This is a genomic window from Streptomyces sp. NBC_00012 (assembly GCF_045040875.1).
Lineage (GTDB): Bacteria > Actinomycetota > Actinomycetes > Streptomycetales > Streptomycetaceae > Streptomyces.
The window spans coordinates 3,510,654-3,525,154 of record NZ_CP108309.1; the positions used below are offsets into that span (position 1 = coordinate 3,510,654).

Annotated in this window: 15 protein-coding genes; 5 read left to right on the forward strand and 10 right to left on the reverse strand. The window is 71.4% G+C overall.

Features of this window, described 5'->3' with window-relative positions; translation table 11 throughout:
* Positions 1–36 precede the first annotated feature (36 nt).
* Complete coding sequence (locus OHA19_RS15920; protein ID WP_405715982.1) at positions 37–1,236, reverse strand: glutathionylspermidine synthase family protein; 1,200 nt, start codon at positions 1,234–1,236, stop codon at positions 37–39.
* 6 nt (positions 1,237–1,242) lie between these two features.
* The gene (locus tag OHA19_RS15925) at positions 1,243–1,509 is read right to left on the reverse strand and encodes a hypothetical protein (protein ID WP_351255764.1); all 267 of its coding nucleotides are present in this window, start codon (positions 1,507–1,509) and stop codon (positions 1,243–1,245) included.
* Positions 1,510–1,635: 126 nt separating this feature from the next.
* Here OHA19_RS15925 and OHA19_RS15930 point away from each other — a divergent pair, with 126 nt between their 5' ends.
* Positions 1,636–2,508 (forward strand): hypothetical protein, encoded by an 873-nt coding sequence (locus OHA19_RS15930; protein ID WP_405721801.1) that lies wholly within the window; start codon positions 1,636–1,638, stop codon positions 2,506–2,508.
* A 62-nt stretch (positions 2,509–2,570) separates the two neighbouring features.
* On the forward strand, positions 2,571–3,209 hold the full coding sequence (locus tag OHA19_RS15935; RefSeq protein WP_405715980.1) for a LysE family translocator: 639 nt from the start codon (positions 2,571–2,573) through the stop codon (positions 3,207–3,209).
* Positions 3,210–3,236: 27 nt separating this feature from the next.
* Here the strand turns inward: OHA19_RS15935 and OHA19_RS15940 are convergent, their stop codons facing one another.
* Positions 3,237–4,640 carry a PLP-dependent aminotransferase family protein gene (locus OHA19_RS15940; protein ID WP_405715978.1) on the reverse strand — a complete coding sequence of 468 codons (1,404 nt, stop codon included), beginning with the start codon at positions 4,638–4,640 and terminating at the stop codon, positions 3,237–3,239.
* A gap of 47 nt (positions 4,641–4,687) precedes the next feature.
* Here OHA19_RS15940 and OHA19_RS15945 point away from each other — a divergent pair, with 47 nt between their 5' ends.
* Positions 4,688–5,203 carry a carboxymuconolactone decarboxylase family protein gene (locus OHA19_RS15945; protein WP_405715976.1) on the forward strand — a complete coding sequence of 172 codons (516 nt, stop codon included), beginning with the start codon at positions 4,688–4,690 and terminating at the stop codon, positions 5,201–5,203.
* A gap of 54 nt (positions 5,204–5,257) precedes the next feature.
* On the forward strand, positions 5,258–5,992 hold the full coding sequence (locus OHA19_RS15950; protein WP_405715974.1) for an isocitrate lyase/phosphoenolpyruvate mutase family protein: 735 nt from the start codon (positions 5,258–5,260) through the stop codon (positions 5,990–5,992).
* 4 nt (positions 5,993–5,996) lie between these two features.
* Here the strand turns inward: OHA19_RS15950 and OHA19_RS15955 are convergent, their stop codons facing one another.
* The 5 genes from OHA19_RS15955 to OHA19_RS15975 form a co-directional block, all read right to left on the reverse strand.
* Positions 5,997–7,373 carry a B12-binding domain-containing radical SAM protein gene (locus OHA19_RS15955; RefSeq protein ID WP_405715973.1) on the reverse strand — a complete coding sequence of 459 codons (1,377 nt, stop codon included), beginning with the start codon at positions 7,371–7,373 and terminating at the stop codon, positions 5,997–5,999.
* Between the two features lie 143 nt (positions 7,374–7,516).
* On the reverse strand, positions 7,517–8,506 hold the full coding sequence (locus OHA19_RS15960) for a malate dehydrogenase (RefSeq protein WP_342281989.1): 990 nt from the start codon (positions 8,504–8,506) through the stop codon (positions 7,517–7,519).
* Between the two features lie 260 nt (positions 8,507–8,766).
* On the reverse strand, positions 8,767–9,198 hold the full coding sequence (locus OHA19_RS15965) for a helix-turn-helix domain-containing protein (protein WP_405715971.1): 432 nt from the start codon (positions 9,196–9,198) through the stop codon (positions 8,767–8,769).
* Between the two features lie 503 nt (positions 9,199–9,701).
* Entirely contained in the window at positions 9,702–10,301 is a 600-nt protein-coding gene (locus OHA19_RS15970; protein WP_405715969.1) for a DUF3017 domain-containing protein, read from the reverse strand.
* 29 nt (positions 10,302–10,330) lie between these two features.
* On the reverse strand, positions 10,331–11,194 hold the full coding sequence (locus OHA19_RS15975; protein ID WP_124716850.1) for a bifunctional methylenetetrahydrofolate dehydrogenase/methenyltetrahydrofolate cyclohydrolase: 864 nt from the start codon (positions 11,192–11,194) through the stop codon (positions 10,331–10,333).
* Positions 11,195–11,418: 224 nt separating this feature from the next.
* On the opposite strand from OHA19_RS15975, the gene OHA19_RS15980 reads away from it, so the two are divergent.
* A complete protein-coding gene (locus OHA19_RS15980; protein WP_405715968.1) occupies positions 11,419–12,162 on the forward strand; it encodes an RDD family protein in 744 nt (247 codons plus the stop codon).
* A gap of 70 nt (positions 12,163–12,232) precedes the next feature.
* Here OHA19_RS15980 and purH read toward each other — a convergent pair whose 3' ends face one another.
* Entirely contained in the window at positions 12,233–13,786 is a 1,554-nt protein-coding gene (gene purH / locus OHA19_RS15985; protein WP_405715966.1) for a bifunctional phosphoribosylaminoimidazolecarboxamide formyltransferase/IMP cyclohydrolase, read from the reverse strand.
* Positions 13,773–14,429, reverse strand: a complete 657-nt coding sequence (gene purN, locus OHA19_RS15990) for a phosphoribosylglycinamide formyltransferase (protein WP_405750589.1) — start codon at positions 14,427–14,429, stop codon at positions 13,773–13,775. Before purN ends, purH begins: the two co-directional genes overlap by 14 nt.
* Positions 14,430–14,501 lie beyond the last annotated feature (72 nt).

Sequence of the window (14,501 nt, forward strand, 5' to 3'; positions counted from 1 at the left end):
CCGGAGTCCCTGGAATCCCTGGAGTCCCTGGAGTCCCTAGAGGATGACGTGCGGCAGGAAGCGGGCGTACTCGTCCGTGACCGGGCCTGCCGATTCGCGGATGCCGAGCCCGGCCGCCTCGTCCTCGACGACCCACGCGCCCAGCACCACACGGTTGCCGTCGAAGTCCGGCAGCGGTGCCAGCTCCTGGTAACAGCACGGCTCGTCCCGCGGCGCCGCGGGGCTTCCCGGCTCATGGATCACGACCCCGTCGCCCTCGCGGCCGAGCAGGGGCTTGGAGACGTATCCGCGGCCGCCGCCGTCTCCCGTGTCCGCCGCGAGTTCGCGGGGACCGTCGAGGTAGGAGGGCAGCAGGTTCGGGTGGCCGGGGTAGAGCTCCCAGAGGATCGCCAGCAGCGCCTTGTTGGACAGCAGCATCTTCCAGGCGGGCTCGATCCAGCAGGTGGTGCCCGTACCGCCGCCGTTGTCGAGGGTGTCGAGCACATGCGGGCCGAACCGGTCGGTCGCCAGCCACTCCCACGGATACAGCTTGAAGCAGCTCCGGATGAAGCGGAGCCGCTCGTCGACGAACCGCCCGCTCAGCCGGTCCCAGCCGATCTGCTCGACGGAGAGCGCCTCCGTGTCGATGCCGGCCTGTTCCGCGGTCTCGCGCAGATACGCGACCGTCATCAGGTCCTCGCCCAGCTCGTCGCCGTCGGAGTGCGCGAAGTGCAGCGGGCCCGGCGGCAGCAGGGGGGCCTGCCGCTTCCAGGCCGCGACGAGCCGTTCGTGCAGCGAGTTCCACTGGTCGGCGCCCGGGAAAAGGTCCTCCATCCAGAACCACTGGGCGCTCGCGGCCTCCACCAGGGAGGTGGGGGTGTCCGCGTTGTACTCCAGCATCTTCGCCGGGCCGGTGCCGTCGTAGCGCAGGTCGAACCTGCCGTACAGGGACGGAAGTTCGTCCCGCCGCTGCCAGGACTGGGCTATCAGAGCGGCCAACCGCCGGTCGGTGATGCCGAGTTCGGCGAACCGGTCGCACTCCACGATGTGCGCGGCGGCGGCCAGGCACATGGTGTGCAGTTCCTCGACGACGTCCTCCAGTGCCTCGACCTCTGGCAGCGAGAAGACGTAGTAGGCGCTCTCGTCCCAGTACGGGCGCAGCGATCCGTCCGGGTAGCGGGTGAGCGGGAAGACGATCCCCTGCTCCTCCACCGTCCGCTGCCAGTCGGGGCGGGGCGTTGCGGTGCGACGTTCCATGCCGGTTCAGCCGCCGCCGGTGCCCGAGCAGCCGAAACCGCCGCGGTCGACCGCGGACTTGTCGAAACTGCCGCCCTCCACCTTGCCGTTCTTGCTGCTGCCGCCGTAGTAGTACGAGCCCTTGCCGTTCTTGCACTCGTAGCTGGGCAGCTTGTCGCGGGTCAGCGGGTCGACGCACCGCTTGTCCGGCTCCGAACCGCAGGAGGTGATCATCGCCGCGAGCACCCCCATGCCGCCGAGCACGACCGTGCTCGACCTCAGCCTGCGCGCCATGTTTCCGACTCCCCCGTCGTACGAATCAAGCCAATGCGACCACTCGTCAGATTAAATGCCTGTCGATGACGGCGGGAAGCCGGTGCACCGGATGTCCACAAGTAGAGTCACTATGTGATCTTCGGGATGATCTGCGCACTAGGCGCCGCCGTCTGCTTCGGTACGGCCTCGGTCCTCCAGGCCGTCGCCGCGCGGGCCGCCGCCGAGCCGGGGTCGGACGCGGGGGTCGATCCGGCGCTGCTGCTGCGCGCCCTGCGCCAGTGGCGGTACGTCGCCGGACTCGCCCTGGACGGCTGCGGCTTCGTCCTCCAGATCATCGCCCTGCGTTCCCTGCCGATCTACGCGGTCGGCGCCGCGCTGGCCGCGAGCCTCGCGGTGACGGCGGTGGTCGCCGCCCGGCTGCTCAAGGTGCGGCTGAGCGGCGTCGAGTGGACCGCCGTCGGCGTCGTCTGCGCCGGCCTCGGCATGCTGGGGCTCGCATCCGGCGGCGAGGGCCACGGGGCCGGTTCCGCGGCCCTGGCCTGGTCGATGCTCGGGATCGCCCTGGGCATCCTGCTGATCGGCGCGGCGGCCGGCCGCCTCCCGGAGAGGCCGCGGGCGCTCGTGCTGGGGCTCGGCGCGGGATGCGGCTTCGGGGTGGTGGAGGTCACGGTCCGGCTGATCGACGACGTGTCCCCGACGGCGCTGCTCGCCGACCCTGCCGCGTACGCGCTGCTGCTGGGCGGCGGTTCGGCGTTCCTGCTGCTCACCTCGGCCCTGCAACGTGGTTCGGTGACGACGGCGACGGCCGGCATGGTGCTCGGCGAGACGATCGGACCGGCGCTGGTCGGCGTGATCTGGCTCGGCGACCGCACCCGCGAGGGCCTGGAGTGGGTGGCGGTCGCCGGTTTCGTGGTGGCGGTGGCGGGCGCACTGGCCCTGGCCCGGTTCGGCGAGGCCCCGGCGGACGCCCCGGGTCCGGCCGAGAGCGCGGCCGAGCGGGATCGCTGCGAGAAGTGACCCGCGCCGCGGCCCGGCCGGCCGGGCCGCCCCGCCGAAAAGGTGGCGTACGCTGGCCTTCCATGGCAATTGGCACCGCGCTGTGGTCCTTCGCCCTCGTCGTAGGGCTTCTCACTCTCACTCCCGGACTCGACACCGCTCTGGTCCTGCGCACCTCGGCCCTCGGCCGGCGCAGGAGGGCCTGGGGCGTCGTCCTCGGAATCCAGTCCGGCACCCTGCTGTGGGGCGTGCTCACCTCCCTCGGGGTCACCGCACTCCTCACGGCCTCGCATCTCGCCTATGTGACGTTGCGCTGGGCCGGCGCGGCCTATCTCGTCTGGATGGGCGTCCGCATGCTCCGCGACACCTTCCGGGGGCTGCCCGTCACCGGCACGGACGAAGCCGCTCTCCTGGCCGGCGCGGACTCGTTCGCCGGTGGCTGGCGGCAGGGGGTGCTCACCAACCTCCTCAACCCGAAGATGGGTGCCTTCTACGTCGCCGTCCTGCCCCAGTTCATCCCGGCCGACACCGGTCACTTCACGATGGGGCTCCTGCTCACCGCCGTACACATCCTGATGGGCCTGGTGTGGTCGGCCGTGCTCGTGGGCTTCGCCCGCGTGCTGCACGGCTGGCTCCGCAGACCGCAGGCACGCCGGGTGCTGGACCGGATCACCGGGACCGTCATCGCCGCGTTCGGTGTACGGCTGGCGCTCGGCGACTGAGAGCGACGGGCATCCGGCCCCGCCGCCTCAGGACAGCACCCGGAGAAGTGCGTCCAGCGCACCCGGCCAGGCACTGTCCGTGGGTCTCCCGTAACCGATGACCAGCCCGTCGCGGCCCGGACCGGCATCGGGGTGCCGGAAGCGCGAGATCCCCTCCAGGGCCAGGCCCTGCCACGCCGCCGACCGGAGCACCGACGGCTCGGTGCCCTCGGGCAGTTCGAGCACGGCGTGCAGCCCGGCGGCGATGCCGCTGACCCGGACACCGGGGGCCCGTTCCGCCAGCGCCGCGACGAGCTGGTCGCGGCGGCGCCGGTAGCGCAGCCGCATCGAGCGCACATGGCGGTCGTACGCACCCGATGCGATGAATTCCGCGAGTGTCAGCTGGTCCAGCGCGCTCGACGACCAGTCGCTCACCCCCTTGGCCCCGGACACCTCCCCCACCAGCGCCTCCGGCAGCACCATCCATCCCAGCCGCAGCCCGGGTGCCAGCGATTTGCTCGTCGTGCCCAGGTGCACCACGCGTTCGGGGTCGAGGCCCTGGAGCGCACCGACCGGCTGCCGGTCGTACCGGAACTCGCCGTCGTAGTCGTCCTCCAGGATCAGCCCGCCCGTGCCGCGCGCCCAGTCCACGGCCGCGGCCCGCCGGTCGGGGTGGAGCGGCACACCCGTCGGGAACTGATGCGCGGGCGTCATCAGGACCGCGCCCACGCCCCGCATCCCGGCCAGCTCGCCGGTCCTCGCCCCAAGTCCGTCGACCGGCAGGCAGGGCAGCCGCAGCCCGGCGTCGACGAGCAGGTTCCGGTGGATGTCCAGCCCGTACGACTCGACGGCCACTTCCCGCACCCGCCGCTTGCGCAGCACCGGCCCCATCAGCTTCAGCGCGTGCACGAAACCGGCACAGATCATGATCCGCTCCGGGTCGGCGTAGACGCCGCGGGCCCGTGCCAGGTAGTCGGCGAGTACGGTGCGCAGTTCGGCGCGCCCGCGCGGATCGCCGTACCCGAACGCGTCGTTCGGCGCCACCGTCAGGGCGCGCCGGGACGCCTTGAGCCAGTCGGCGCGCGGGAACGTCGAGAGGTCGGGCGACCCGCCCAGCAGGTTGTGGGTGGGCCGGGGCCGCACCGTGCGGGCCCGTACGGACCGGGCGGCCGGACGGCGCGGCTCGGCCCGCTGCGCCACCCGGGTGCCCGAGCCCTGCCGGGCGGTGAGCCATCCCTCGGCGACCAGTTCCGCGTAGGCGTCGGCGACGGTGTTCCGGGCGATGCCCAGGTCGGCGGCGAGGCTGCGGGACGACGGCAGCCGGGTGCCGGGCGTCAGGCGCCCCGTCCGCACGGCCTCGCGCAGCGCGTCCATGAGCCCGGCCCGCAGTCCGGCCGCACCGGTGGTTTCGAGATGCAGGTCGGCACCGAAAGTGGCCCATGGATCTGTCATGGGAATGGACCATACCGTTGCGCCATCAGCCCCCTAACGTCGTACCCATGACGACGAACGAGCACAGCCACCCGACCTCCGGGCTCAACCCCGAGCACACCCCCCGCATGCCGTCCTGGGCCGAGCTCGCCCCCGATGTCTACAAGGCGATGGTCCGGCTGGACGCGGCGTCCCGCCGGGGCCTCGACCCGGTCATCGGGGAGCTGGTGAAGATCCGTGCCTCGCAGCTGAACCACTGCGCGTTCTGCCTCGACATGCACACCAAGGACGCGCTGGCGGCCGGTGAGTCCGTCGAGCGGATCATCCAGCTCAGTGCCTGGGAGGAGTCGCAGCACTTCTACACGCCCAAGGAGATCGCGGCCATCGAGCTGACCGAGGCCGTGACGGTGCTGACCGACGGTTTCGTGCCGGACGAGGTGTGGGAGAAGGCCTCGAAGCACTTCGACGAGACGGAGCTCGCCCACCTCATCGCCGCGATCACGACGATCAACGCCTGGAACCGCTTCGCGGTGACCACCCGCATGGCCCCCGGTCACTACACGCCGGGCGACATCAAGCACTGAGCCCGCCGGACCCGACGCCCGGCGCCACTCCCCGACACCTCCCAGGAGCCCCGCGTGACCGCATCCGTCCTTCGCGCCCTGCATCACGACCGCACCCCCGGCGACCCGTTGATCGTCCCCGGCCCGTGGGACGCGGGAAGCGCACGCGTCTTCGCCGACGCGGGTTTCCAGGCGCTCGCCACACCGAGCGCCGGGGTCGCGGCCTCGCTCGGCTACGAGGACGGGGCGACGCCCGCCGACGAGATGTTCGCGGCCGTGGCCAGGATCGTGCGGGCCGTCCCGGCCTCCGTGCCCGTCTCGGCGGACATCGAGGCGGGGTACGGGCTGGCACCCGAGGAGCTGGTGGAACGGCTCCTCGGCACCGGGGCCGTCGGCTGCAATCTGGAGGACTCGGCCGACGGCACCCTCGTCGACGCCCAGCGGCAGGCGGACCGGCTCGCCGAGGTGCGGGCGGCCGCGGGCGACGCGCTCTTCGTGAACGCCCGCGTCGACACCTACGTCCGGGGCGTCCCCGAGGGCACGGACCCGGAGGCGGAGACCGTCCGGCGCGCTCTGCTGTACGTGGCGGCGGGCGCGGACTGCGTCTACCCGATCATGGCCCCGCCCGAGGCGCTGCCGGTGCTGGCCGCCGCCGTCCCGGCCCCGCTCAACGCCCTGGCCCGGCCGGACGGCCCGGCCCCGCGCCGGCTGGGCGAGCTGGGCGCCGCCCGGATCACCTTCGGCCCCGGGCTGCAGCACCGGGCCATGGCGGCACTGCGCGAGATCGCGGACGGCCTCCGGAAGGGCTGAGCGCTCAGGCCCGTCTGCCGCCGAAGGCTGCCAGGGTCCGTTCCAGCATCGGCATGGCCCGCACCACCCGGCGGGAACGGATCAGGGCGTCCCAGGCGGGCTCGAACTTCTTCCAGCCGCCCGAGTACGCCAGGTGCCTGAGCCGTTCGTGCGTGCCCGGCTGGGCGGCCGCACCGCGCCAGATGTTGGACCACCGGTAGAAGTCGCGGTACGCCCGCCAGTACCCGTCCTCCAGCTGGCGCGGCGTCATACCCTTGGGGCGGTAGACGACGTGGCGGGTGTCGTAGAGGTCCCAGTCCCGGTGGACGATCCGGTCCTCGGCCTCCATCTGTTTCCACAGACCGGTGGAGGGATACGGCGTCATGATGTGGAAGGTGGCCGTCTCGATGCCCTGCTCGACGGCCCACTCCACCGTACGGTCGAAGACGTCCGGGCCGTCGTGGTCGAGCCCGAAGACGAAGCTGGCGTTGACCATGACCCCGGCGTCGTGGAGCCGGCGGACGGCGGCCGCGTAGTCCTTGCCGATGTTCTGGTCCTTGCGCCGCTCGGCGAGGTTCGCGCTGTTGACGGTCTCGAAGCCGACGAACAGGCTGCGCAGCCCCGCGTCCACGGCGCGCTCCAGCAGGTCCGGCTGGAGCACGGACTTCACGGTGCCGGCGGCCTGCCAGAGCCGTCCCATGCCGGCCATCCCGTCGAAGAGCGCCTCCGCGAAGCGCCGGTTGCCGAGCAGATGGTCGTCGAGGAAGTACAGGTGCCTGCCGGGCAGCCGCTCGATCTCGGCGAGCGCGTCGTCCACGGCCTGGGTGTAGAAGGACTTCCCGCCCTCGAAGAAGGCGTCCTTGTAGCAGAAGTCGCAGTGGTGCGGGCAGCCGCGCGAGACGACGATCGAGTTCGGTACGAGATACAGCTGCCGCTTGATCAGGTCCCGCCGCACCGGCGGGAGTCCGGCCAGGGTGCGCAGCTTCGAGTCGTACCGGCGGCCCGGCACCCCGTCGCGGAACTCCTTGAGGAACAGCGGCCAGGTGTCCTCGCCCGGCCCGGTGAAGATCGTGTCGGCGTGGGCCGCGGCCTCGTCCGGGAGCGAGGTCACATGGAGACCGCCCATGGCGACGTGGACGCCCCGGGCACGGAAGTGGTCGGCTATCTCGTAGCCGCGCCGGGCGGAGGTGATGTACGGCTGGACGACCAGGAGGTCGGGGGTGTCGAGCGCCTCGATGTCCACCCGCTCGACGTGCTCGTCGAGGAGCGTCACCTCGTCGTCCGGGTCGAGGTACCCGGCGAGGGTCGCCAGGCCGAGCGGCGGGAAGAGCGAGTACTTGATGGGGCGGAACAGCGGGCTGGTCGCCTCGGTCAGTGCCGGAAGGATCATCGTCACGCGCATGACAGCGCAGACTCGGGAAGTGGTGCGGTCAGTTCCCGGCCACCGCCGCTCGGATGCGCCGCCGCCCCCGGCAGCGGTCGGTCGCTGCCGGGGGCGGCGGGGTGCGCCTGGAGAGGCGCACGGATCAGATCAGGGCGTACGGATCAGATCAGGCCGAGCTCGCGAACCGCGTCGCGCTCCTCGGTGAGCTCCTTCACCGAGGCGTCGATGCGCGCACGGGAGAACTCGTTGATGTCCAGGCCCTGGACGATCTCGTACTTGCCGTCCTTCGTGGTGACCGGGAAGGACGAGATGATGCCCTCGGGCACGCCGTAGGAGCCGTCCGACGGGATACCCATGGAGGTCCAGTCGCCCGCGGCGGTGCCGTTGACCCAGGTGTGCACGTGGTCGATGGCGGCGTTGGCGGCCGAGGCGGCCGAGGACGCGCCACGGGCCTCGATGATCGCGGCGCCGCGCTTGGCGACGGTCGGGATGAAGGTGTCGGCCAGCCACGCCTCGTCGTTGACGAGCTCGGCGGCGTTCTTGCCGGCGATCTCCGCGTGGAAGATGTCCGGGTACTGGGTCGCCGAGTGGTTGCCCCAGATCGTCAGCTTCTTGATGTCGGAGACGGCGGCACCGGTCTTGGCGGCCAGCTGCGAGATCGCGCGGTTGTGGTCCAGGCGGGTCATCGCGGTGAAGCGCTCGGCCGGTACGTCCGGGGCGGCGGCCTGCGCGATGAGCGCGTTGGTGTTGGCCGGGTTGCCGACGACGAGGACCTTGATGTCGTCCGCGGCGTTGTCGTTGATGGCCTTGCCCTGCGGCTTGAAGATGCCGCCGTTGGCGGAGAGCAGGTCGCCGCGCTCCATGCCCTTCGTACGCGGGCGGGCGCCGACCAGCAGGGCGACGTTGGCACCGTCGAACGCCTTGTTGGCGTCGTCGGTGATCTCGATGCCGCGCAGCAGCGGGAAGGCGCAGTCGTCGAGCTCCATCGCGGTGCCCTCGGCGGCCTTCAGGCCCTGCGGGATCTCCAGGAGACGCAGGTTGACCGGCACGTCCGGGCCGAGCAGGTGGCCGGAGGCGATGCGGAAGAGCAGCGCGTAGCCGATCTGGCCGGCTGCGCCGGTCACGGTGACATTCACGGGAGTGCGGGTCATGGCGATCTCCGTTAGACAGCTGGCGGTGGGGGTCCCTGCCCCTGGTGCTGGACATCCCTGGTCTGAATCTTGATGTGAAGAGATATCCAGCGATCAGGCTATCCGACCCGGAACCTCCCGGCCGCCCTGCCCCCTGTGGCACCGCACACAACCCGTCACACAGCGCTCACCCGGCCGAACCCCGGTCACCCGGGAGGCGGCGGCCCGGTGACGGCCCGCCGGCGGCTCCCGTGCGGTCCGCCGTCAGAGCCCAGGACCGGTCAGGAGCAGCAGCACCGCGGCAAGCACCAGCAGCACGCCGACCACACCCGCGAGGAGCACGGCCGGCCGTGTGCGGCCGCCGCTGAAGCGGACCGTGACCGGGTCCCTGGGCGGTATCCCCGCGTTGCCCGCACCTCCCGCACCTCCGCGCTGCCCGCGTGGCCCGCACCGCCTGCGTGGCCCTCGCCGCCCGCATCACCCGCATCGCCCGCATCTCCCGCCCCGGGGATCCTGACGCTCAGCACCGTCTTGTCCTGGCGCGGCTCGGAACGGCTCCAGGCCCGCTCCACCAGCTCCCACATGGTCGTCAGATGCGCCTGGCTGGTGCCCATGGCCTCGGCGAGCGCGACTACCGCCCCCTTCGGCGCGAACAACCGCCCGTTCAGATACCGCTCCCACGAGGTCCTGCTGTATCCCGTGCGGTCGGCCACCGCGGCGATGCTCAGCCCCCTGCGGATCGAGTTCCTCCGACAGCGCCTACCAGCGAGGCATTGCTCCCCCTTGCCCGGATCCGGTCGTAATCCGTTCCGGACTACCCAGGAGCGGGCGTCAACGTGGGGCAACGGGTCATCGGCACGGGGCGCATGGGGGTATCCGGAACCGCGCACCCGGCTGCCGCGCGCCCCCCGCCGCACGCCCTCGGGCCGGAGAGCCAAGCACCCTCGGCCCGGAGAGCCGCACCCCCTCGGTCCGGAGATCCGTTGCCGGACGATCACACAGTGGCGGAATGGTCACTTCCGTGCCACAGGCCACAGGCATCCCTTGAACCGGTCTCACCCCGTCGACCAGGCTGAAGTCCGGACGGGGCGAGGCCGCTCAAGTCACCGCGTTCCGGGACGTCCACGTTCCGGCGGGCCCCGATACCGGTGTCCGTCCCTCCTCGGGGGAGGGGACGGACACCTTCCGCTTTCTGTGGGCGCGGCGGACCGCCGGCTCAGCGGATGGTGAAGTGGACCGCCTGTTCCAGGAACGGAATGTCCAGCCACGGCTCGGGCTGCGCCACCAGCGCGAGCATCACGATGAGGAAGCCGAGCAGCCCGTAGGTCACCAGGTCGGTGAAGCGGGAACGTACCGCCAGCATGCCCACCGACGGCACCACGAGCCGCAGCACGGCGCCCCCGAGGAGTGCCACGCCGATCAGCATCGTGCCGACCCGGAAGGCTTCGGCGAACGGGTCGACCGCCACGATCAGCAGTCCGATCCCGGCCGTGCAGAGCACGGCGAGCAGCGGCCACTGACGGGCCGGGGCGGGCGCGTCCCCGGACGCGGCCCGGCCGCCGCCCTCGGGGCGCGCGGTGTCCCGGGTGAACGACGGGAAGCGCCGCGACCGACGCGAGCCGGAGCCCGTGCCGCCGTCGCCCGCACCCTCACGGGCCTCGTCGTTACGGGCCCCGTCGTCACGGGTCGCGGCCTGGTCCGGTGCGGTGCCGTCCGCCGCGCTCTCAGTCGTGCCCGGCGCGTCCGCGCGGGACGGCGACGCGGACGTGCCGTCCGCCGAGGCGGACGGGTCGGCCGGACTCGTACCAGCACCCATGGGGTTCCCTCCGGATCGGGTCGGCCGGCTCAGACGGCCGCGGCCGCGTTGCGCTCGGCCGCCTCGACCACGTTGACGAGCAGCTGGGCACGGGTCATCGGGCCGACTCCGCCCGGGTTCGGGGAGAGCCAGGCGGCGACCTCGGCCACGCCCGGGTGGACGTCCCCGACGATCTTGCCGTTCTCGTCCCGGCTGACGCCGACGTCGAGCACGGCGGCGCCCGGCTTCACGTCCTCGGGCTTGATGATGTGCGGCACCCCGGCCGCGGCGACGATGATGTCGGCCTGCTTGAGCTGGGCGGAGAGATCACGCGTACCGGTGTGGCACTGGGTGACGGTGGCGTTCTCGGACTTACGGGTCAGCAGCAGCGGGATGGACCGGCCGATGGTGACGCCGCGGCCGACGACCACGACGTGCGCCCCGTTGATCTCCACTCCGTGGTGACGGAGCAGCTGGACGACACCCTGCGGGGTGCAGGGCAGCGGGCCCGTCTCGTTCAGCACGAGGCGGCCGAGGTTCATCGGGTGCAGGCCGTCGGCGTCCTTGGCCGGGTCCATCAGCTCGAGGACGCGGTTGGTGTCGATCCCCTTGGGCAGGGGCAGCTGCACGATGTAACCCGTGCACTCGGGGTTGGCGTTGAGCTCCCGTACGACGTCCTCGATCTCCTCCTGGGTGGCGGTGTCGGGGAGTTCGCGCTGGATGGAGGCGATGCCGACCTGCGCGCAGTCGCGGTGCTTGCCGTTCACGTACCACCGGCTGCCCGGGTCGTCCCCGACGAGCAGGGTTCCCAGGCCAGGGGTGATGCCCTGTGCCTTGAGGGCCGCCACGCGGACGGTGAGATCGGACTTGATCGCGGCTGCGGTGGCCTTGCCATCGAGAATCTGGGCAGTCATGTCCCCATACTCGCGGATGACCCCGCCCGCGTACCAATTCGGGTACCGGGGGCGTACGCGATGTTGCACTTGCGCAACATCGACCGCCGTGGCTGGACAAACTTACATTCCGCTTATAACGATTATGACCGCAGTGCCGCAGAAGTACCGGGGGGCGGACCACTGACTCTTCTTTCCTCCGTGCGGCCGCATCGTCCCCGCACGCACGTTGGAGGAACGCCCAGATGAGTTTCGGCGACCCGAACCCGAATCCGAACAACCCGTACGGCCAGCAGCCGAACCAGCCGCCGCAGGGCCAGCCCGGTTACGGCTACCCGCAGCAGCCGGGCCAGCCGCAGGGCCAGCCGGGCTACGGCTACCCGCAGCAGCCCGGCCAGCCGCAGGGCCAGCCCGGTTACGGCTACCCGCAGCAGGCCCCGGGCACCCTCCAGGCCAACAACGGGTACATCAACGTCCCGGTCCTGGGCACCGTCCAGGTCGCCTCGATGGGCCGCCGCCTCGGCGCGCGCTGCATCGACGCGGTGGTCATCGGTGTCCTCTACGGCATCCTCAGCGCGATCGGCCTGGCCGGCGCGATGGGCGTGGCGGACAGCGTCGACGAGTGCGGCTCCTCGCTGGACCCCGGCTACCAGTCCTGTGTGAACGAGGCGAGCAGCGGCTTCATCGCCACCATGCTCGGCATGATCCTGATATTCGGTCTGATCACGCTGCTCTACGAGTGGCTGATGATCTCGCTGGTCGGCGCGACCGTCGGCAAGATGGCCCTCGGCCTGAAGGTCGTCAAGGAGAACACCGGCCTGAACCCGGGCCTCGGCGGCGGGTTCATCCGCTGGATCATCCCGATCGTCGGCGTGTTCCTCTGCTACATCGGCGCGCTCCTGGTCTACCTCTCGCCGTTCTTCGACAACTCCGGGAAGCTGCAGGGCTGGCACGACCGTGCCGCCGGCACCCTGGTGATCAAGAAGTAGCACGCACCGCGCACAACACCCGAAGGGCCGGAACTCCTCGCGGAGTTCCGGCCCTTCGGGCTGTGGACCGTCAGTGGAAGAAGTGCCGCGTGCCCGTGAAGTACATCGTCACGCCCGCCTTCTCCGCGGCCTCGACGACCAGCTCGTCACGGACAGAACCGCCGGGCTGGGCCACGGCCTTGATACCGGCTGCGGTCAGGATCTCCAGCCCGTCCGGGAACGGGAAGAACGCGTCGGAGGCGGCGTACGCACCGCGCGCCCGCTCCTCGCCCGCCCGCTCGACGGCCAGCTTCGCGGAGTCGACGCGGTTGACCTGGCCCATGCCGACGCCGACCGAGGCGCCGCCCTTGGCGAGCAGGATCGCGTTGGACTTGACCGCGCGGCAGGCCTTCCACGCGAAGGCGAGCTCCTTCAGCTCGTCGGCGGTCAGGGCCTCACCGGTGGCGAGGGTCCAGTTGGCCGGGTCGTCGCCCTCGGCCTGGAGGCGGTCGGTGACCTGGAGCAGCGCGCCGCCGTCGATCGGCTTGACCTCGACCGGGGCGGTCGGGGCGTCGGGGCAGCGCAGCACGCGGATGTTCTTCTTGCGGGCCAGGACCTCGACCGCGCCGTCCTCGTACGCCGGGGCGACGATGACCTCGGTGAAGATCTCCGCGACCTGCTCGGCCATGGCGACGGTCACCGGACGGTTGACGGCGATGACACCGCCGAAGGCCGACAGCGGGTCGCAGGCGTGCGCGTTGCGGTGCGCCTCGGCGACGTCGTCGGCGATCGCGATGCCGCACGGGTTGGCGTGCTTGATGATCGCGACGCACGGCTCGGCATGGTCGTACGCGGCCCGGCGCGCGGCGTCGGTGTCCGTGTAGTTGTTGTACGACATCTCCTTGCCGTGCAGCTGCTCCGCCTCGGCCAGGCCACCGGCACCGGAGGTGTAGAGCGCGGCGGGCTGGTGCGGGTTCTCGCCGTACCGCAGGACGTTCTTCCGCTCGTACGTCGCGCCGAAGAAGTCGGGGAAGCCCGAGTCGTCGGCTGCGGCGTAGTCGTCGGCGAACCAGGAGGCCACGGCCACGTCGTAGGCGGCGGTGTGCTGGAACGCCTCGGCGGCCAGGCGCTTGCGAGTGGTCAGGTCGAAGCCACCCGCCCCGACCGCGGCGAGGACATCGGCGTACCGGTCGGGGCTGGTGACGACGGCCACGGACGGGTGGTTCTTGGCGGCGGCGCGGACCATCGACGGGCCGCCGATGTCGATCTGCTCCACGCACTCGTCGGCGGAGGCGCCGGAGGCGACGGTCTCCTTGAACGGGTAGAGGTTGACGACCACCAGGTCGAACGGCTCCACGCCCAGCTCGGCGAGCTGCTCACGGTGGGTGTCCAGACGGAGGTCGGCGAGGATGCCGGCGTGGACGCGGGGGTGCAGCGTCTTGACGCGGCCGTCGAGGCACTCGGGGAAGCCGGTGAGCTCCTCGACCTTGGTGACCGGCACCCCGGCGGCGGCGATCCTCCCGGCGGTGGAGCCGGTGGAGACCAGCTCGACACCCGCCTCGTGCAGACCGCGGGCGAGGTCTTCGAGCCCCGTCTTGTCGTAGACACTGACCAGGGCGCGGCGGATGGGCTTATTCACCGACATGACCGAGATGAACCTTTCGTCCCTCAATGCGATAGCCGTCACGGGCGAGCCGCCCCACGGCCTCGACGAGCAGCTTGCGCTCGACTTGTTTGATGCGTTCGTGGAGGGCCTCTTCGCCCTCCGCCGTGTCCTCTTCGGTCACCTCGACCACGCCCTGCGCGATGATCGGACCGGTGTCGACGCCGTCGTCGACGAAGTGGACGGTGCACCCGGTGACCTTCACGCCGTACGCGAGCGCGTCGCGCACTCCGTGGGCACCGGGAAAGCTGGGGAGCAGGGCGGGGTGGGTGTTGATGAACCGGCCGCCGAACCGGGCGAGGAACTCCTTGCCCACGATCTTCATGAATCCCGCGGACACCACGAGGTCGGGGCGGTGCTCGGCCGTCGCGGCCGCGAGCGCCGCGTCCCATTCCTCGCGGGTGGCGTGGTCCTTGACCCGGCACACGAAGGTCGGCAGTCCGGCGCGCTCCGCCCGCTCCAGACCGACGATGCCGGGGCGGTCGGCGCCGACCGCGACGATCCGTGCGCCGAAGCCCTCGGGGTCGTCGCCGATGGCGTCGAGCAGGGCTTGAAGGTTCGTACCCGAACCGGAGACCAGTACGACCAGGCGTGCCGGGGCGGCGGAGGGGGGCGGGGAGGCCACGGCTGGGCCCTTTCTCGCGTGGTGGTTCTCGCGTCGTGAAGCAGAGCGACGCTGATCTGTATGGACGCTGAT